The following is a 19,760-nucleotide window of genomic DNA, read 5'->3' on the forward strand; positions in this document are numbered from 1 at the left end:
TCGAGCAAGGGCGGTGCCGCAGGCGCGGGCATGAAGAACGGCCCGGGCGACGCCAACGCCATCCGCTTCGAGGACAAGGCCGGGCAAGAACAGCTGTGGCTGCATGCGCAAAAGGACCAGCTCACCGAGGTCGAGAACGACGAGGACAAATGGGTGGGCAACGACCGGCGCAAGACCATCGACCGGGACGAGACCAGCGTCATCCACCGCGACCGCACCGAGACCGTGGACCGCGACGAGACCATCACCGTGCACAACAACCGCACGGAGCGGGTGGACCACGACGAGAAGATCAGCATCGGCGACAACCGCAATGAAGACGTTGGCATCGACGAGAACATCTCCATCGGCAAGAACCGCAGCAAGACCATCGGCAAGACCGAGACCGACAAGATAGGCCAGAACTGGCACGTCACGGTCGGCCTGCTCAAGACCCAGACCATAGGCATGGCCTACATGCAGAACGTGGGTGGGATGAAGATGATGAACATCGGCGTCAACTACATGGAAAACATCGGCGTGGCCATGCAGACCCATGTGGGCATGAACCAGAGCCTCACCGTGGGGCAGGAGCGCCAGGTCAAGGTCGGCAGCAAGCAAAGCACCGAAGTGGGCTCGAAGTATTCGCTGACCGTGGGAGGCGGAGGTGGCGGCGGCGCGGGAGGCGGAGCCGGTGGCGGCATGGCCATGAACATCACGGCGCCCGGTGGCGGTGGCGGTGGCGGTGGTGGAGGCAAGGCCTCCCAGCTCACCATGGATGGGCAAAGCATTGAGCTCAACGCCGCCAAGATCCGGCTCGAAGCCCAGCAGGAAATCCTGCTGACCTGCGGCGAAAGCACCATCCGCATCACGCCCGGCGACATCCAGATCCTCTCGCCCATGGACCGGCTCAACTGCTGAGGCCCGCATGTCCTGCAGCCCCTGCATTCCCCGCATCTTCCGCATCTTCCGCATCTTCCGCATCTTCCGCATCCGCCGTCCCGTTCTCTCTCACCTCTCCAGGAGCAGCCTCGCATGAGTGGCCAACCCGCAGCCCGCATCACCGACAGCGTCGTCAAGGGCAAGATCGTCACCGGCTCGCGCACCGTGCTCATCGGCAGCCAGGGCGGCCTGGCCTGCTCCGTCTGCCCGGACGGCATCACCGTCGGATCCCCCGTCAACCCCCAGCTGGGCGCCAAGGTCCTGCTGGGCGCACAAGACCTGGACTTTGCCCTGCCCTCGGCTGCGCTGCCCGTGGCCTGGCAGCGTCAATACAGCAGCTACGTCAACCCCGAGCACGGCGCGGCCTGCGGCCTGCTGGGCCATGGCTGGCACCTGCTGCAGGAGCTCAGCATCCGCTTGCAGGAAGAGTCCACCTTGCTGCTGGATGCCAGCGGCCGCGTCATCACCTTCGACCAGCCCCTGGCCCCGGGCGGCCAGCTGCACAGTGCCAGCGAAGACATCTGGCTGCTGCGCGGCGGCAGCCCGGAGCCGGACGGCGGCACAGCGCCCTGGGCTGCGAACCCGCGCTGGTCGCATGTGGAGGCGGCGCTGGCGTGCAATCCCGAGGCCATCCTGGCCTTTAGCGGCGATGGCGACACCCTCTGGGGCTTTGGCCCCCCGCCCGGTGAGTCGGTCGATGGCCCCTGGCGCCTCATGGCCCAGATCGACCGCTTCGGACGCCGCCAGCTCTACCACTACAGCGACGGCAAGACCACGGCCCCGGACGTCAACGGCAGTCCGGAACCGCTGCCCGCAGGCCGCCTGGTCTCGCTGAGCGACGGCACAGGCCGGCGCTACCGGCTGCTGCACCAGCGCATCCATGGTGGCAGGGATGCGCAGGGCCTGAACGGACTGTGGGGCGCCGACGACGGCTGGCGAGTCACAGGCGTGGACCTCACACAGGACCCGTTGAACCCCCTGTCCGCGCCCATCGCCCTCGTGCGCTACGGCTACAGCAGTGCAGGCGATCTCATCACCGTCCACGACCGCGCAGGCCAGCTCGTGCGCGAATTCGAATGGGACCACCACCGCATCAGCGCCCACCGCCATGCCAGCGGACCCTGGCACCGCTACCGCTACGAGAGCGCCCAGCCCGGCGCCCGCGTCATCGAACACAGCAACCAGGAAGGGCTCAGCTACCGCTTCGACTACCTCAGCCAACCGCCGGGCCCGGACGGCCAGCCGCGCGCGGCCACCCGCGTCAGCGACAGCCTGGATCGCATCGAGACCTACTACTTCGAAGGTGCGGCGGGCCTGTCGCGCCTCATCGCCCACCACAAGGCCGACGGCAGCCGCTGGCTGCAAAGCTACGACAGCTTCGGCCGCCTGGCCTCGCGCACCGACCCGCTGGGCCGCAGCGTCCACCTCAGGCGCGACGGCCAGGGCCGGCTCATCGGCGTGCAACTGCCCGACGGGCGCAGCACCCAGCAGGAACACGACGAAGCCACGGGCCGCCTGCTCGCCTCCACCGACCCGGCAGGCGCCACCACCGGCTACCAATACGACGCCTGGGGACGCCTCACCCAGATCACCCAGGCCGACGGCAGCACCGAGCGCTACCACTACCCCGACCCCCAGGAAGCGCCGCTCACCTGCGACAGCCCCCGGCGCATCGAAGACGCCCAGGGCGGCAGCAAACAGCTGGCCTGGAGCGACGCGGGCCAACTGCTCAGCTACACCGACTGCTCGGGCCACAGCACGCACTACCACTACGACCGCTGGGGTGCACTCATCGAAGTGGGCAACGCCCTGGGCCAGCGCCAACGCCACCAGCGCGACGGCCAGGGCCGCATCGTGGCCAGCGAACTGCCCAACGGCCAGATCGAGCGCTACCACTACGACAGCGCAGGCCACCTCACGCGCATCGAACCGGCCCAGCCCCCGCTCACCCCTCTCATGGGGGGGCAAAGCCCTGCTGCACCGGCCGCCGACCCCAGCATCCACCTGCGCTACGACCTCTGGGGCAGGCTGGTCCAGCGAACACATGGCGGCCTCACCCTGGCCTTCGAATACGACAGCGCCGGCCGCCTCACGCGTCTCGTCAACGAAAACGGAGCCCAAAGCCGCTTTGCCTGGGACGCGCTGGACAGGCTCGTGCAGGAAGAAGGGTTCGACCAGCGGCTGCAGCGCTACCGCTGGGATGCGGCAGGCCAGCTCATGGAAGCCACGGACGGCAACGCCGCACGGCAAAGCAGCAGCCACTACCGCTGGGACGAAGGCGGCAGATTGGTCGAACGCCAGCTGCCCGCCACGGCCCATGCGCCGGCCCAGACCCACCGCTACGAATGGGATGCGGCCGGACGCCTCATGGTCGCCAGCGTCTGGCAGCACACCGTCGAGAACACCGCGGAGAACACCACCCAACTGCAAAGCCGCATAGCACTGGAACGCGATGCCCTGGGCCGCATCACGGCAGAAGTGCAGCAGCTGTACCGGCCCGGCAAGCACAGCAACGGGGGCGGCGGCGCAGACCAGATCGAATACGAACACCGCATCGCCCACAGCCTGGATGCGCTGGGCGCACGCCAGCACAGCCAGCTGCAAGGCCTGGGAAAGATCGCCTGGCTCACCTACGGCTCAGGCCATGTGCACGGACTGCAGCTCAACGGCGCCGGCCTCATCGACTTCGAACGCGACGCCCTGCACCGCGAAGTCCGCCGCAGCCTGCACCCACCCACCCCCGCAGCAGAAGCAGATGCAGACGCACACCACCCCCTGCAGGTGCAACGCCAATGGGACAGCATGGGCCGCCTCACGGCCCTGGGCACCACAGGCCTGCAAAGCATGGAAGGCAGGGAACACCTCGTCCAGCCCCTCATCGGCCAGATCCTTGGCCGCCGCTACCACTACGACAGCCTGGGCCAGCTCGTTGCCATCGAACAGGCCGGCGCCCCGGGCCAGGCCGCACAACTGCTGCGCTACGGCTACGACAGCGCCGGGCGCCTCAGAGCGGCCACCGACAGCCAGCAGCCCCAGACCACCACCCGCTGGCAGATCGACCCTGCGGGCAACCGCCTGCCCGCACCGGGCACACCGGGTCAAGCCAGCCCTCAGGACAGCTGGGCCGCCCAGGTCCACGCCCACTGGCGGCACACCGACTTCAACCTCATGGGCCTGGGCCACCTTGCAGGCCAGCGGCAAGGCCCCGTGCAGCGCTGGGAAGACAACCGCATCGGCTTCAGCGAAGACCGCGTCTGGCGCTACGACCCCTGCGGCAACCGCATCGCGCAAATGCAGGCAGACCACAGCCAGCAGCAACTGCACTACGACGGAGCACACCAGCTCATTGCCGTGTGCAGCAGCCAGATCCAGGGCAACGCCGAGCAGTTGCGCCACCACAGCCGCTACACCTACGACGCCCTGGGCAGGCGCCTGAAGCAGCAGGTCGAAAGCGCGGACTCCACAGAATCCACCCGCACCCACTACTACGGCTGGGACGGCGACCACCTCATCCACACCGAACGCCTGCAGCACGGCAGCGACACGCGCCACATAGAGCACACCATCTACGAACCCGGCAGCTTCACCCCCCTGGTGCGCCTGAGCACCACGGCCAGCGGCGACCCCCAAGACGAGCCCCACCTGCTGGTGCAAGCCATCACCGCAGGCCTGCCCGACCCGGACGACCCCAACCACGCGCCGGCCCTGGCCCTGATGCAAACCATGCTCGACGCCATGCCGCGCGACATGCAGCAAGACGCGGCCCGCCACCTGCGCCACACCCTGGACCACGGCCTGCCGCCCGGCGCCCAGGCCATGCTGGGCGAACAGGCAGACAGCACCGCACGCCTGCTCACCGGCATGCAGACCCAACTGCAGAAACAGGAAAAAGAACAGCACGCCCTCATCGCCATCCACCACTACCACTGCGACCACCTGGGCACACCCATGGCGCTGACCGACCAACGGGGGCTAGTCACCTGGGCGGCCAAGCTGGACGCCTGGGGCAATGTGCTGCAGGAGTACAACCCGCAAGGCATCCACCAGGCGATCCGGCTGCCAGGGCAGCACCATGACAGGGAAACGGGGCTGTATTACAACCGGCATCGGTATTACGATCCGGTGGTGGGGAGTTATGTGAATCAGGATCCGATCGGGTTAGCGGGGGGATCTCATAATACTTCATACCCAAAATCACCAACTATCGCTATGGACCCTCTCGGTCTTTTTGATATTGCAGGAGGCGCTTTAGATTTGTGGGGTGTTGTTTCCGGAAGGAAATCCGCAAAAAAGAGATCGTGTAAATGTGATGCAATTTTAAAGAGAAAGCAGGCATATGAAGAGTTGGTAGCAAAACTCTCGCGAGGTACCCCGATGAGTGAATGGGATAACGAGGCACTAAGATATTTAGACAAACAAAGAAAAATAGATGCACTCACGGCCGCAGAGATCGGGTTTGAGTTTGGCTCAGACGCATTGATCGCTGCGGGAACTTCTGGTGGATTATCGGGAGCGAAAGCTGTTGCCGCGGAATACGGCGCAATGGTTAGCGCCACACCCAAAGGTTATGACAATTCAGCTCATGCAGCAGGGCGAGGGAATTGGACCATTTCAACATCTGATGAATGTGAATAAAATGAAAAAATATATTGCTGGTATTTTGCTGACTTCTTTCACGGTCACGGGTGCTATATATTTCTTTTACTCAAATACCAAAACCTCCGAATTCTGCATACCCAATAGCAAAAAATGCATAACCGTAAAAGGCAAATGGACTCTGCCTACTCAATTCGCAGGCAAAGAATCACTACTTATTGTGAGCACACCATTTTTCAGCAAAAAGAATAGAAAAACTCTCGATATATATTTTCCTGCAGGAGAATTTGGCGGGCTTCTTGAAAGAAAAGACGCATTGATTGACTACAAATCCTATGACTGGGGAAGAGTTATGCAGTTCAATTTAAAAAACGAAGCCGTAAAAAATTTTAATTCAAGCGGCTTCTTTGAAGGAAAATTTTATGTGAAAGACAAACACGTAGTATTATCGTGCAACAACAATGACTGCTTGAACGATATAGTCTCTATTCACAATCCGAAATTGACAAAATAATTAATCAGCCTGCCTTCGCTGAACAAGCCCCAAGCATTCCAGGATGAACATGCTAATGCCGCATGAACCTCAGTCATACAGTTGCCCAGCAAAAATTGCTTATCCATAACATACGCAATTGAATTTCTGAATAATTTATTTACCATGCTGGTCGATAATTAATCGCATGGAGCCTGGCGCTCACCATTCGATGCCGAATTTATCTTGATGGATATATTGTCTTGAGAAAGACAAATATATCTAACATTGATTTTGAAAATTTTTGAATAACACATTCCATTTCCAAGAGGGACGCACATGGCCTCCAACCCCACCCAAACCCTGATCCGCATCCTGCTCGCAACCCTGTCTCTCTCCGCAGCCACTGCCACTTACGCCGCGCAGTGCCCGCTGATTCCCGATGGCAATGCCACTCTGGAAGAGTCCGAGAGGGCTGCACTGCTCAGCGAGTTCAAGTTCGAGGCGCTGGACAAGGAACTGGCCCGCAAGCACAAGAAGAATCTTTCTTCCTCGGGCGGGGACTTGTTGACCATGCGGGATCTGCTGGGACTGCAGCAACTGAGCCTGCAGGAAGAGAACGTGATGCGCATGTGGGCGGATCAGCAGCCCAAGTCGTTCTTTGCCCAGCTCAATGCGGGCCTCTATTACGGCAACAAGGCATTTGGCGCCCGTGGCGAGGCGCCGGCCTCCAGGGTGACGGGCAGCCAGTGGAACAGTGTCAAGCAGCTCAGCGCGAAGGCCCAGCCGTATCTGCAAAAGGCCATGGCGCTGGATGCCCGCTCGGCCTTGCCGCAGACGATGCTGATTGGATTGGCCGCGATGGAAAACCAGGTGGGTGGGCGTACTGCGGCGCAGTGGCTGCAGGCGGCCGATCAGGCCGATCCCAAGAACCTGGCGGCCCGCGTCAATGCCCTCAATTACCTGAGCCCGCGCTGGGGCGGGTCCTTGGAGGGCCTGGACCAAATGGTGTCACAGGCCGTGAAGTCGCTGCCATCGGCCAGCGCCGGCTATCTCCAATACAACCTGGTGCTTGCCAAGGCCAGCCATTACGAAGTCGTCGACAAGGACAAGAGCAAGGCCCAGGCCCTCTACAAACAGGCCAAGGACATGTGCGACAACTCGGAGGCCGCACGGGCGGGCATGGTCAGGACGTACCAGTAATCAGGAAACAAGGCAGGCCCAAAGGCCTGCCTTGTTTTATCGCCCACAGCCTGCGGGCACACACACCCTCAAAACGTCGCCGAAGGCAGATCCTGCCGACTGAACACCAGCGACACCTTGGCTTCTTCCGGAATGGGCGGCAGTGACGCATCCCATTGCTGCCAAGCCTGGCGCAGCTCAGCCAGGCGCTGGGGCTCGCGGTCGCGCAGGTTGGCGCGTTCGCGCGGGTCCTGGGCGACGTTGAAGAGGTATTCCACGCCTTCGATCTGCAGGTATTTCCAGTCGCCGCGCACCAGGGCGCGCTGGGCGCGGTGCTTCATGCGCCAGCACAGGTCGCGCTCGGGGTTCCAGGTACCGTCTTCCATCAGGGGCAGCAGGCTGACGCCGTCCAGCGGGTAGTCGGCGTGGCCGTCCACGCCCGCGGCGGCCAGGAAGGTGGCCGACCAGTCCATGGTCAGGTTGGGCGTGTCGCTGACGGCGCCTGCCGGCATGCGGTCAGGCCAGCGAGCCAGCAGGGGCACACGGATGCCGCCTTCGAGCAGGTCCATCTTCTGGCCGATGAAGGGCCAGTTGTTGGAGAAGCGTTCGCCGCCGTTGTCGCTGGTGAAGACGATGAGCGTGTTCTCGGCCATGCCCTTTTTCTCGAGCGCGTCCAGCACCCAGCCAATGCCTTCGTCCATGTGGTGGATCATGCGCTGGTAGGTCTCGATGGTGCCGCCGTCGGTGTGCTTGCCGAAGCCGCCGATGCGCCGCGATTCCGCCAGGTCGTCGCGCGTGAGCCAGGGCCAGTGCGGGGCGCTGTAGTGCAGGGACAGGTAGAAGGGCTTGTCGGCCGTCTGGCGCTCGACGAAGTCCACGGCGCGGCGGCTCAGCAGGTCGGTGAGATAGCCCTCTTCCTCGTGCGGCTCCTCGTTGATCCAGAAGTCGGGGCGGCCACGCGGGTCGCAGTGGGCGAAGTAGTCGGCGCCGCCTGCGTGAAAGCCGTAGAACTCCTCGTAGCCCGACATGCGCGGGCCGAAATGCGGCGGGTAGCCCAGGTGCCATTTGCCGACCAGGGCGGTGGCGTAGCCGGCGTCGCGCAGCAGCGAGGCCACGGTGGGATGGTCGGGCGGCAGGCCCAGCACCTTGTCGCCGTGGACGCTGGCGATCGGCTCCTCGGCCGCGCCGCGCAGGCGGTACTGCCAGCGGCCCGTGGCCAGGGCAAAGCGTGTGGGCGAGCACACGGCCGAGTTGGAATAGCCGCGCGTGAAGCGCATGCCCTGCGCGGCCATGGCGTCCAGGCGGGGCGAGACATCGGTGGCGCGGCTGTGCGCATCGCGCGCGCCCGTGCAGCCGAGGTCGGCATAGCCGAGGTCATCGGCCAGGATGAAGATCAGATTGGGGCGCTGGGTTGCCATGGGAGCCAGGAGACAGTGGATGCGTTGGGAAAGGGAGTATCGCCAAAACGGCGGTGCCTCAGGGCCACAGGCCCTGGTGGCGGCTTCAGTCGTTGGTCAGGTGGATGCGCTTGACCAGGGCGGCCCACTGCGCGGACTGTCCCTTGGCACGCGCCTGGGCCTCGGCCACGGTGGAGCCGACCATCTCGATGTCCAGGGCCTTGGCGCGTTCCTTTTGCTCGGGTGCGCGGATGGCCTCGTTCATGGCGTCGACAAAGCGCTTTTGCACGGCAGGCGGCACGCCCTTGGGTGCGGCCAGCAGAATCCAGAAGGTGCCGTCGAACTCGGGAAAGCCCGACTCGGCAATGGTCGGCAGCTCGGGCGCCAGCGCCGAGCGCGTCTTGCCCGAGGTGGCCAGGGCGATCAGCTTGCCGCTCTGGACCTGGGGCAAGACCGTGGGGCCGGCCAGGAAGCCGCAGTCCACCTGGCCGCCCAGCAGGTCCTGCATGGCCGGCGCGGGGCCCTTGTAGGGCACATGGACCATCTTGGCGCCCGAGGTAGCCAGCAGCGATTCCATGACCAGGTGGCCCGGCGAGCCCGCGCCGCCCGAGGCATAGGTCAGCTCGCGCGTCTTGCTGGCGGCCACCATATCCTTGACGGACTTGAAGCCCGTGCCCGGGCCGCAGACCAGGGTCTGCGAGAAGCGCGCGGCCACGACCAGGGTTTCCAGCGCGTCGGCCTTGTAGCCCATGTTCTTGTAGACATGGGGGTTGACGGTGAGCACGGGGTCCATGGCCCACAGCCAGGTGTAGCCATCGGGCGCGGAGCGCGCGACCTCGGCCGCGCCGATGTTGCCGTTGGCGCCCGGCTTGTTGTCCACGACCACGGCCTGGCCCAGCGCCGCCTGCATGGCGGCGGCCACGGGGCGCAGCGAGATGTCGGACGGGCCGGCCGGCGGATTGGGCACGACGATGCGGATGGGCTTGGCCTTGGGCCATTCCTGGGCCAGGGCGGGCGCCGCGCACAGGCCGGCGGCGACCAAAGCCAGGGCGGCACGCGCCAGGGCTGCGAGGGGGCTGGGCATACTTGTCTCCTTGTCGTTGTCTTGCGGCCAATGTACGCAGGCCGCCGACAATGCATCTAATCCATCATCCCTAGCGTAAACCCGAAACCGGCCCGCGAGTCCATGACCGACCTCCACCGCTGGCGCCACCCCGCCGTGCTCGACGACATGTTCCTCTACCACCTGGCGCGGCTGCAGGCGGCCGCTGGCAGCCGCGTGGTGCGCCTGTGCGAGGGCCGCTACGGCATCACGCGGCGCGAGTGGCGCATGCTCTGCCTGCTGGCCGAGGCCGGGCAGCTGCAGCCCTCGCAGCTGGCCGAGCAGGCGCAGCTGGACCGCACGCGCACCTCGCGCGCGGTCACGGCGCTGCTGGCCAAGGGCCTGGTGTGGAAAGAGAGCCAGGTGGGCGATGCGCGCCGCGCACTGCTGCGCCTGAGCGACACGGGCCGCGCCCTGCATGCCGAGCTGTTCCCGCAGGTGCAGGCCATCAACCGCGAGCTCATGGACGCCGTGCCCGAGCCAGAGCTGCAGGCCATGGCCAGCGCCTTTGCGCGCATCCGCGCCCGGGCGCGGGAGCTGGAGGCCAGCAGCCCGCCGCCCAAGGCGCCGCGCAACCGCAAGCGCACGGCCTCGACCTGACAGGGCCGACAGACAAGCATGCTCCAATGGCACGCAGATCAACTCTGCGGCCTTTCCCATGAAAGCTCTACTCCTCGGCCTGGCGGCCGCCATCTGCGCAAGTACCACCATGGCCGCACCGGCCACGGCCGTCCTTGGCGAAAAGCCGCTGCAGGCAACGGGGCCACTTGACCCACTGCGGGGTGTTCTGCTGATGCCGAGCCAAAGCGCGCCGCCGGTCGTACTGATCGTCCCCGGCTCAGGCCCCACCGACCGCAACGGCAACAGCCCGTTCGGCCTCAAAGCCTCGACCTACCAACTGCTCGCACAGGAACTGGCCACCCAGGGCATTGCCACCGTACGCATCGACAAACGTGGCATGTTCGAAAGCTACAAGGCCGTGGAGGACCCCAATGCCGTGACCATCCAGGCCTATGCCGAAGATGTGCACCACTGGGTGGACGCCATCCGCAGCGAGACCGGTGCCCAATGCGTCTGGGTGCTGGGACACAGTGAAGGTGGACTGGTCGCTCTGGAGGCTGGTCAGGGCCGCTCCGATATCTGCGGACTGATATTGGTAGCAGCTCCTGGTCGCCCAATGGGGCAGACGCTTCGGGAACAGCTCAAGGAAGACCCCGCCAATGCACCGATCCTGGACCAGGCGTTACCGGTCATCGATGCTCTGGAAGCAGGCAGGCGCGTGGATACCCGCCAGATGGACAGGCCGCTCAACACCATGTTCCATGCCAGCGTACAAGGCTTTCTCATCAACACCTTCGCGCTGGACCCCGCTCGCCTGATAGCGGGCTATTCCAAACCCGTGCTCATCATTCAAGGTGAGCGCGACCTGCAGATCAAGCCAAAGGATGCTCAGCGTCTGGCCAAGGCTGCACCGAACGCCAAGCTTGTGCTGTTGCCCGCCACCAACCATGTGCTCAAGAAGGTGGAGACCAACGATCGCGCTGCCAATCTTGCAACCTATGACAAGGAGGGGCTGCCGCTAGTGCCCGGGGTTTCCAGCACCATTGCCCGGTTCATAACGTCAGCCACCGTGAAGCGATAGGCGAGCCGTTGGCTCACCCCTGCAGGTACACCACGTGCGTGTGCGTGTACTCGTACAGGCCGTGCTTGCCATCAGCCCCGCCCACGCCCGACTTGCGCACGCCCGCATGGAAGCCCTGCATGGCCTCGAAGTTCTCGCGGTTGATGTAGGTCTCGCCGAAGTCGATCTCGCGCATGGCCTGCATGGCCTTGGACAGGTCGCGCGTGTACAGAGAAGAGGTCAGGCCGTACTCGCAATCATTGGCCAGGGCGATGGCCTCGTCCAGGTCTTCCACCACCTGGATGGGCAGCACGGGGCCGAAGATTTCCTTGCGCATGATCTCCATGCCGGCATGGCAGCCGGCCAGCACCGTGGGCTGGAAGTGAAAGCCCGCGCCCAGGTCTGCGGCCTGCCCGCCCGTGACCAGTTGCGCGCCGTCGGCGATGGCCTGGCGCACCTTGGCCTGCACGCTGTCCAGGCCCTTTTGGTTGATCAGCGGGCCCATTTCCACGTCGGGCCGCGCAATCGGGTCGCCGTAGCGCGTGGCGGCCATGGCCTGGGCGATGCGGGCCGTGAACTCGTCGGCCACCTGGCGCTGCACGTAGACGCGTTCGGCGCAGTTGCAGACCTGGCCGGTGTTGATGATGCGCGAGTCGCGGATGGCGCGCACGGCCAGGTCCAGGTCGGCATCGGCCAGCACGATGGCCGGGGCCTTGCCGCCCAGCTCCAGGTTGAGCTTGGTGATGTGGGACGCGGCGGCTGCGGCGATGCGCTCGCCCGTGGCCACGCTGCCCGTGAAGCTGACCATGTCCACGCCCGCATGGCCGGCCAGCGCAGCGCCCGTGCCGCCCTGGCCATAAACCACGTTGAACACGCCGGCCGGCAACTCGCACTGGGCCAGCAGCTCGGTGAAGGCGTGGCAGTTGATGGGCGTTTCCTCGCTGGGCTTGATGACGATGGTGTTCCCAGTGAGCAGGGCCGGCGCCATCTTGCGGGCGATCAGGAAGAAGGGGAAGTTCCAGGGCAGGATGCCCGCGACCACGCCCAGCGGCTTGCGCAGCAAAAAGATCTGCTCGTTGGCCCGGTCGCTGGTGATGACTTCGCCCTCGATGCGGCGCGCCCATTCGGCCATGTAGTCCAGATAGTCGGCGGTGAAGTTCACCTCCACCTCGGCCAGGCCCAGGACCTTGCCCTGCTCCTCGGTGATGGTGCGCGCAATGCGCGCGGCGTTGTCGCGGATGCGGGCCGCCACGCGGCGCAGGTACTGCGCGCGCTCCACGGCCGGGCGGCGCGCCCAGGCCTTGTGGGCGCCGCGCGCGGCGGCGATGGCGCGGTCCACATCGGCCTGGCTGGACAGGGGCGAGCGCGCCAGCACCGCGCCCGTGGCGGGGTTGGTCACCTCATGCAGTTCGGCGCTGTCGGTGAAGCTGCCGGCGATGAAATTGCGCAGCACGGTAGGGGATGCCATGGAGTTCTCCTTGGGTTCAGTAGGTGCGGGATGCAGGGGGGGCCGCCTGGTCCGTGGCTTGCGTGGCGCGATAGCGCCCCAGGTTGGCCAGCGCGGCCTGGCGCAGCAGGCTGATGTCTATGCCCACGGCGATGAAGCGGCAGCCCCAGTCCGCATAGCGGCGCGCATCCTCCTCGCGCGGCGCGAGGATGCCGCAGGCCTTGCCGGCGGCCAGCGTGGCCTGGACGGTGCGGCGTATGGCGTCCTGCACCTCGCCCTGGCTGGCGTCGCCCGCATGGCCCATGCCCGTGGACAGGTCGGCGGGGCCGATGAAGACGGCGTCCACGCCATCGACGGCCGCAATCTCGGCGGCATTGGCCACGCCCCGGGGCGACTCGATCTGCACGATCAGGCACAGCTGTTCATGCGCCGTGCGGATGTAGTCGGGCACGGCATCCCAGCGCGTGGCCCGCGTCAGGCCGCCGCCCACCCCGCGCACGCCATGGGGCGGGTAGCGCATGGCGTGCACGAGTTCGCGCGCCTGCTCAGCCGTCTCCACCATGGGCACCATCAGCGTCTGCACGCCCACGTCCAGCAGTTGCTTGATGAGCACGGTGTCGCCCTGCACGGCGCGCACCACCGGGTGCGTGGCGTAGGGCGCCACGGCCTGCAGCTGGCCCAGCAGCGTGGGCACGGTGTTGGGGGCATGCTCGCCATCGACCAGCATCCAGTCGTAGCCCGTGGTGGCGATGATCTCGGCCGCATAGGGCGTGGCAAAGCCGGCCCAGATGCCGTACAGCGGCTCGGCGCGCCGCAGCGCGGCCTTGAAGGGGTTGTCAGGCAGTTGCATGGCGGACTCCTTCAGTGCGTGTACGGGCGGTGCAAGGCGCACTCGGGATTGAGCTCCACGCCGAAGCCAGGCCTGTCCAGCGCCGACAGGCGCATGCGGCCGTTGACGGGCACGGGCTCGCCCAGCAGCTGCGGATGGAACATGGGCACGACCTCGTCGGCCTTGGGGGCCATCATCAGGAACTCGGCAAACGGGCTGTTGTGGCGCGTGGCCACGAAGTGGTAGCTGTAGACGCTGGAGCCATGCGGGATGACCAGGGCCTGGTGGGCATCGGCCAGGGCCGAGATCTTGAGCAGCTCGGTGATGCCGCCGCACCAGCCCACGTCGGGCTGGATGATGTCGCAGCAGCCCATCTCCAGCAGCTGGCGAAAGCCCCAGCGCGTGGCCTCGTGCTCGCCCGTGGTCACCAGCATGCCGGTGGGCACGTTCTTGCGCAGGGCCGCGTAGCCCCAGTAATCGTCGGGCGGCAGGGCCTCCTCGATCCACTTGAGGCCATGGGCCTGCGCACCCTGGGCCAGGCGCGTGGCGTAGTTCACATCCAGGCTCATCCAGCAGTCCAGCATGAGCCAGAAGTCCGGGCCCACGCGCTCGCGCATGGTGGCCAGCTCCTGCAGGTTGCGGCGCAGCCCTTCCTCGCCCTCGGCCGGGCCGTGGTGCAGCGGCATCTTGCCGCCGATGAAGCCCATCTTCTGTGCCAGGTCGGGCCGCGCGCCCGTGGCGTAGAACTGCAGCTCGTCGCGCACGGCGCCGCCCAGCAGCTGGTGCACGGGCTCGCCGCGCACCTTGCCCAGCAGGTCCCACAGCGCCAGGTCCACGCCCGAGATGGTGTTGATGACGATGCCCTTGCGGCCGTAGTACAGGGTGGACAGGTACATCTGGTCCCAGATGCGCTCGATGTCGGTGACCCGGGCGCCTTCGAGGAAACGCGCCAGGTGCTTTTCGACGATGTAGGCCGCAGGCTCGCCGCCCGTGGTCACGGCAAAGCCCACGCGTCCGGCGCTGTCCTCGATCTCCACCACCAGCGTGCCCAGCACGTTGATGCCGAAGCTGCGGCGGCTTTGCCGGTACTCGGGGTACTTGGCCATGGGCGTGGCGATGTGGTCGTCGATCCAGTGGCCGTCGGACTGGTCGTGGTAGTCGGCGCCGCCGCCCTTGAGCGTGAAGGCGCGCACCTGCTTGATGGTGGGGATCTGTGTCATGGGATGGTTGTGCTCCGTGTGCAAGTGGTTCAGGCGGCCGACGGTGCGGCCAAGGCCGGCGCCAGGCGTGCGCGCACGCCCAGCACCAGGGCCGCAGCCAGCAGCGTGGTGCCGGCCAGCAGGTACAGGCCGGCCGCCGGGGAGTGGAAAAAGCCCTCGGCCCAGTTCTTGACGATGGGGGCGATGAAGCCCCCCACGGCGCCGAGGGAGTTGATGAAGGCGATGCCGCCAGCGGCCGCAGCGCCGGCCAGCGTGTTGGCAGGAAAGGTCCAGAACACGGGCTGCACGGCGATGAAGCCGGCCGCCGCCAGGCACAGCGCGGCCACACCCAGCAGGGGGCTGGAGAAACTCACCGATGCAGCCATGCCCACGGCAGCCATCACCAGCGTCAGGCTGGCGATGCCGCGCGGCTGGCCTGTCCGCTCGGCATGGCCCGGAATCCACCACGCGGCCAGCAGCGCGCACAGCCAGGGAATGGCCGAGACCACGCCCACCAGCAGGCCCACCTTGGTGCCCAGCAGGCCCGCCACCTGGCTGGGCAGGTAGAACACCACGCCATAGACGCTGGCCTGGATCAGCAGGTAGATCAGCGCCAGGTAGAGCACGCGCGGCTGGCACAGCGCGGCCAGCAGGCTGTGGCCGTGGCCGCCCTTGGCGCGCTCTTCGCTGTCGAGGATGTCCTGCAGCAGCGCCTTGTCCTCGCGGCTGAGCCAGGTGGCGTCGGCGGGGCGGTTGTCCAGGTGGAAATACGCCCAGATGCCCACGGCCACGGCCATCAGCCCCTCCACCGCGAACAGCCACTGCCAGCCGTGCCAGCCACCGATGCCGTCCAGCTCCAGCAGCAGGCCCGATAGCGGGCTGCCGAAGATGAAGGCCAGCGGCGCGCCGAAGTAGAAAAAGCCCATGGCCTGCGCGCGGTGCGCTGCCGGGAACCAGTAGGTCAGGTACAGGATGACGCCGGGGAAGAACCCCGCCTCGGCCACGCCCAGCAAAAAGCGCAGCACATAGAACGTTGTCTGGTCGTGGGCGAACATCATGGCCGCCGACACCAGGCCCCAGGTGACCATGATCCGGCACATCCACATGCGGGCGCCCACGCGGTGCATGATTAAGTTGCTGGGCACTTCCAGCAGCGCATAGCCTGCGAAGAACACGCCCGCGCCAAAGGCGAAGGCCGCATCGCTGATGCCGGTATCGGCCTGGAAGGCCACCTTGGCAAAGCCCACGTTGGCCCGGTCCAGGAAGGCCATGATGTACATGAGCAGCAAGAAGGGCAGCAGGCGCCAGGAGATCCTGGCGAGCAGGGGAGCGGGGAGTTTTTTCATGACTTTCCTTGCAGGCAATGAGAGGCCGTCACGCCCGGTCGTCCGGAGCGCTGAAGGCGTGCTTTGATGAAGGTGCGAGCGCGGCCGCGGCGTTGGTGCCGGCCGCGTCGGCGCGTCATGAAACAGGCGATGGGCTGTGCATGTCTTGTCTCCTGGATTGGGTCTGTTTTTTCTTGTCGCAGGGCCAATGTACGGCGCATGATCGATGCTCAACAAATCGAATTTCGGTCACATCCGATACCTTGCGCTTATGCCTGACAAGCCGCCCGAATCCGCCCCGCCCGTGCTGCACCGCAGCCTGCTCAACCGTCTGCGCTACAAGCACCTGCACATGCTGGTGGCGCTGGGATCGAGCCTGAACCTGCACCGCGCATCGCTGAGCCTGGCCATGTCCCAGCCTGCAGCCACGCGCATGCTGCGCGAGATCGAGGACATGTTCGGCTGCCAGCTCTTCGAGCGCCTGCCGCGCGGCATGCGGCCCACGGCGCTGGGCGCGCAGCTGGTGCGGTTTGCCGAGGCTTCGCTCAACAGCCTGGACCGCTGCGCCGAGGACCTGGCCGCGCGCCGCCAGGGCGGCTACGGCTACCTGTCCATCGGCACCATCATGGGCGCAGCACCCGACCTGGTGATGACTGCCGTGGCCCGCATGAAGGCGCAAAGCCCGCAGCTGCGCCTGCGCATCATGGGCGACACCAGCGACCAGATCCTGCGCCTGCTGGACCAGCGGCGCATCGACCTGGCCATTGCACGGCGCAGCCCCACGGCAGACAGCAGCGGCTACGGCTTCGAGGAACTGGGCAACGAGCGGCTGCTGCTCGTCGTGCGCAGCGGCCATGCGCTGGCGCGCCGGCGCAAGCTCGACTGGGAGGAACTGGTGCGCGACTGGCCCTGGATCCTGCAGCCGGCCACCAGCCCCGCGCGCATCGCGCTCGACCAGCTGCTGCAGCGCCTGGAGCTGCCCGCGCCGGCCGACATCATCGAATGCAGCTCGGTGTACTCCATGCAGCAACTGGTGCAGCTGACCGATGCCGTGATGCTGCTGTCCGAATCCGCGCTCAAGGACTATCTGCGCATGGGCCTGGTCAGGGCGCTGCCGGTCTGCATCGACGTGCCCATGGCGCCCTTCGGCATCCTCACCCGCACCGACGACGCGCCCACGCAGGAGCAGCAGCGCTTTATCGCGCTGCTGCGTGCGCAGGCCCGGGGGCTGGCTCAGGCGGGTTGAGCCAGCACCGCTCGCGTTTCGACCTGCAATCTCGCATGGCGCAGGGGAACGGCAGTTGCCGGGCCTGCTCGGCGGCCTGCCGTCACGCGGCCTGGGTTTCAACACCGGCGTGCAGTTCATGGGCTACTACACGGCCGTGCTGAGCGTGCCGGCGCCGGTGAAGCTGTTCTGATTTTTGCGCTGCAAGGGTCAGAACATTCTGAGATTTGGGTTCAGCGCCGCGCCCGCCGTCCACAAGGCCCAAGGCCGTTGCCATACTGGGTTACCGAAGCCGCCGCACCGCTGGCGGCTTCTTGCTTTGTGTGGCTTTGTGTCTGTCGTTCCTGCGAGGTGCCCATGGGTCTGGCCCTGGTTCAAAGTCGTGCGCTGCTGGGGCTGGCCGCCCCGCGTGTCACCGTGGAAGTGCATCTGGCCAACGGCCTGCCGTCGTTCACGCTGGTGGGTCTGGCCGATGTCGAGGTCAAGGAAGCGCGTGAACGCGTGCGCTCGGCGCTGCTGAACTCCGGGCTGGAGTTCCCGAGCAACAAACGCATCATCGTCAACCTGGCACCCGCCGACCTGCCCAAGGATTCGGGGCGCTTCGACCTGCCGATTGCGCTGGGCATTCTCGCGGCCAGCGGCCAGATCAATGGCGATGCGCTGGCCGACTATGAATTCGCGGGCGAGCTGTCGCTGTCGGGCGCCCTGCGGCCCGTGCGCGGCGCGCTGGCCACAGCCCTGGCCCTGCACCGCCAGCAGGACGGCGCCCGCCTGGTCCTGCCGCCGGGCAGCGCGCAGGAGGCGGCCTTCGTGCCGTCGGCCCAGGTGTTCTGCGCGCACCACCTGCTGGACGTGGTGCGCCGCTTCATCACACGCTCGGCCAATGCCCTGGTGCAGGCGGAGCAGGAACCGGACGATACCTGCTGCAGCGACGAAAGCGAGGACACCGAAGAGACCGACGAAACCGACGCCTTGCCGGCAGCAGGCGACACCCAGACATGCCCCGGCCCGGGCTGGCATGCGGTGCAGCCGCAGCCCGCCGTCGCCGTGCGCAGCAGCCTGGACCTGGCCGAGGTGCGCGGCCAGGCCCAGGCGCGGCGCGCGCTGGAAATCGCTGCGGCCGGAGGCCACGGCCTGCTGCTGGTGGGGCCGCCGGGCTCGGGCAAGTCCATGCTGGCCCAGCGCTTTGCCGACCTGCTGCCGCCCATGAGCGATGACGAGGCGCTGGAGGCCGCCGCCATCGCCAGCCTGGCCGGCCGCTTCACGCCCGAGCGCTGGCGCCAGCGCCCCACGGCCAGCCCGCATCACACGGCCAGTGCCGTGGCCCTGGTCGGAGGAGGCTCGCCACCGCGCCCCGGCGAGATTTCGCAGTCCCACCACGGCGTGCTCTTCCTCGATGAATTTCCCGAGTTCGCGCGCAGTGCGCTGGAGGCGCTGCGCGAGCCGCTGGAGACAGGCCAGATCACCATCGCCAGAGCCGCCCAGCGCTGCGAATTCCCCGCGCGCTTCCAGCTCGTCGCGGCCATGAATCCCTGCCCCTGCGGCCATTGGGGGTCGACGGTGCAGCGCTGCCGCTGCACGCCCGACAAGGTGGCGCGCTACCAGGCGCGCATCAGCGGCCCGCTGCTGGATCGCATCGACCTGCATGTGGAAGTCGGCGCCCTACCCCCGCAGGAGCTGCTGGCCGCGCGCTCTGGCGAGGCCAGCGACACCGTGCGCGAGCGCGTGGTCCAGGCCCGCGCGCTGGCCCTGCAGCGCCAGGGCAGTGCCAACCACCAGCTCCAGGGCCAGGCCCTGGACGACCACCTGGGCCTGTCGCCCGAGGCCCTGGCCTTCGCCCACAAGGCCGCCGCACGCCTGGGCTGGTCGGCCCGCAGCACCCACCGCGCGCTCAAGGTGGCGCGCACCATTGCCGACTTGGCCGGCAGCGCGGCAGTGGAGACCGGGCATGTGGCCGAGGCCATGCAGTATCGGAGGGTGTTGCGGTTGCCTTCATGAGGATCTGCGTTGGGCGCGGTTGCCTGGTTTGTTGGAACTGTTTCTGAAATTCCGAAATTTCCGGCGTTTCAACCAGAAATTTGACTGAATTTCGGAATTCCATAAATCACTCGGATCCTCCCATGCCATCTTTCCAACGCCCCCAAACTCCGGCCCATGAGGTAGCTATACCCCGTGGCGCCGAAGTCATCGTGAGCTTGCAGGGACTCGGCGCCCTGATCCGCTCCATGCGCAAGGCGCAGCATCTGCGCATTGATGACACGGCCGCCCTGTGCGGCGTATCCCTAGACTTGCTTTTTCGCCTCGAAAAAGGACAGGGCGGTGTGGGCTCTGACAAGCTGCTGACCGTTCTTGATGGACTGGGCCTCGCCATGATCATTGCGCCCAAGCAAGATTCGTTGATGGCAGGACTCCCTCAAGCCTGAATTTCCGTGGAGGTGTGTATT

At 66.2% G+C, this 19,760-nt stretch carries 14 protein-coding genes and 1 pseudogene; 9 read left to right on the forward strand and 6 right to left on the reverse strand.

The window, feature by feature from the left end; translation table 11 throughout:
• The 4 genes and pseudogenes from ACF8O7_RS18005 to ACF8O7_RS18020 form a co-directional block, all read left to right on the forward strand.
• Nucleotides 1-900: pseudogene (locus ACF8O7_RS18005) on the forward strand (type VI secretion system tip protein VgrG); the annotation flags it as partial.
• Nucleotides 901-1,014: 114 nt separating this feature from the next.
• Nucleotides 1,015-5,556, forward strand: coding sequence for an RHS repeat-associated core domain-containing protein (locus ACF8O7_RS18010; RefSeq protein WP_392443950.1), 4,542 nt, complete (start codon nt 1,015-1,017; stop codon nt 5,554-5,556).
• A 1-nt stretch (nt 5,557) separates the two neighbouring features.
• On the forward strand, nt 5,558-6,031 hold the full coding sequence (locus ACF8O7_RS18015; RefSeq protein WP_155524707.1) for a hypothetical protein: 474 nt from the start codon (nt 5,558-5,560) through the stop codon (nt 6,029-6,031).
• A gap of 297 nt (nt 6,032-6,328) precedes the next feature.
• Entirely contained in the window at nt 6,329-7,192 is an 864-nt protein-coding gene (locus ACF8O7_RS18020; protein WP_034368739.1) for a DUF4034 domain-containing protein, read from the forward strand.
• A 68-nt stretch (nt 7,193-7,260) separates the two neighbouring features.
• On the opposite strand, the gene ACF8O7_RS18025 is transcribed toward ACF8O7_RS18020, so the two are convergent.
• On the reverse strand, nt 7,261-8,589 hold the full coding sequence (locus tag ACF8O7_RS18025) for a sulfatase (protein ID WP_280048472.1): 1,329 nt from the start codon (nt 8,587-8,589) through the stop codon (nt 7,261-7,263).
• An 85-nt stretch (nt 8,590-8,674) separates the two neighbouring features.
• On the reverse strand, nt 8,675-9,652 hold the full coding sequence (locus ACF8O7_RS18030) for a tripartite tricarboxylate transporter substrate binding protein (protein WP_016448605.1): 978 nt from the start codon (nt 9,650-9,652) through the stop codon (nt 8,675-8,677).
• Nucleotides 9,653-9,754: 102 nt separating this feature from the next.
• Between ACF8O7_RS18030 and ACF8O7_RS18035 the strand changes: the two genes are divergently transcribed.
• Together ACF8O7_RS18035 and ACF8O7_RS18040 are read left to right on the forward strand one after the other, a co-directional pair.
• Nucleotides 9,755-10,270 carry a MarR family winged helix-turn-helix transcriptional regulator gene (locus ACF8O7_RS18035; protein WP_016452095.1) on the forward strand — a complete coding sequence of 172 codons (516 nt, stop codon included), beginning with the start codon at nt 9,755-9,757 and terminating at the stop codon, nt 10,268-10,270.
• A 58-nt stretch (nt 10,271-10,328) separates the two neighbouring features.
• Nucleotides 10,329-11,312: an alpha/beta hydrolase gene (locus tag ACF8O7_RS18040; RefSeq protein WP_016452096.1), complete on the forward strand. Its 984-nt coding sequence runs from the start codon at nt 10,329-10,331 to the stop codon at nt 11,310-11,312.
• Between the two features lie 13 nt (nt 11,313-11,325).
• Here ACF8O7_RS18040 and aldA read toward each other — a convergent pair whose 3' ends face one another.
• Genes aldA through ACF8O7_RS18060 form a run of 4 tightly spaced genes read right to left on the reverse strand, consistent with a single transcriptional unit; the run spans nt 11,326 to nt 16,112 of the window.
• On the reverse strand, nt 11,326-12,759 hold the full coding sequence (aldA, locus tag ACF8O7_RS18045; RefSeq protein WP_280048474.1) for an aldehyde dehydrogenase: 1,434 nt from the start codon (nt 12,757-12,759) through the stop codon (nt 11,326-11,328).
• Between the two features lie 16 nt (nt 12,760-12,775).
• Nucleotides 12,776-13,588, reverse strand: coding sequence for an HpcH/HpaI aldolase/citrate lyase family protein (locus ACF8O7_RS18050; protein WP_280048476.1), 813 nt, complete (start codon nt 13,586-13,588; stop codon nt 12,776-12,778).
• Between the two features lie 11 nt (nt 13,589-13,599).
• Nucleotides 13,600-14,787, reverse strand: a complete 1,188-nt coding sequence (gene rhmD, locus ACF8O7_RS18055) for an L-rhamnonate dehydratase (protein WP_016452099.1) — start codon at nt 14,785-14,787, stop codon at nt 13,600-13,602.
• 29 nt (nt 14,788-14,816) lie between these two features.
• On the reverse strand, nt 14,817-16,112 hold the full coding sequence (locus ACF8O7_RS18060) for an MFS transporter (protein WP_034368750.1): 1,296 nt from the start codon (nt 16,110-16,112) through the stop codon (nt 14,817-14,819).
• Between the two features lie 205 nt (nt 16,113-16,317).
• Here ACF8O7_RS18060 and ACF8O7_RS18065 point away from each other — a divergent pair, with 205 nt between their 5' ends.
• The 3 genes from ACF8O7_RS18065 (at nt 16,318) to ACF8O7_RS18075 (ending at nt 19,739) form a co-directional block, all read left to right on the forward strand.
• Entirely contained in the window at nt 16,318-17,337 is a 1,020-nt protein-coding gene (locus tag ACF8O7_RS18065) for a LysR family transcriptional regulator (RefSeq protein ID WP_047219373.1), read from the forward strand.
• A gap of 336 nt (nt 17,338-17,673) precedes the next feature.
• Complete coding sequence (locus tag ACF8O7_RS18070) at nt 17,674-19,314, forward strand: YifB family Mg chelatase-like AAA ATPase (RefSeq protein ID WP_126311625.1); 1,641 nt, start codon at nt 17,674-17,676, stop codon at nt 19,312-19,314.
• A gap of 122 nt (nt 19,315-19,436) precedes the next feature.
• Nucleotides 19,437-19,739, forward strand: coding sequence for a helix-turn-helix domain-containing protein (locus ACF8O7_RS18075; RefSeq protein ID WP_034366575.1), 303 nt, complete (start codon nt 19,437-19,439; stop codon nt 19,737-19,739).
• Nucleotides 19,740-19,760: the final 21 nt, after the last annotated feature.

The sequence above is a fragment of the Delftia sp. WSY_16 genome (assembly GCF_043104415.1).
In the GTDB taxonomy this organism is placed as follows: domain Bacteria; phylum Pseudomonadota; class Gammaproteobacteria; order Burkholderiales; family Burkholderiaceae_C; genus Comamonas; species Comamonas tsuruhatensis.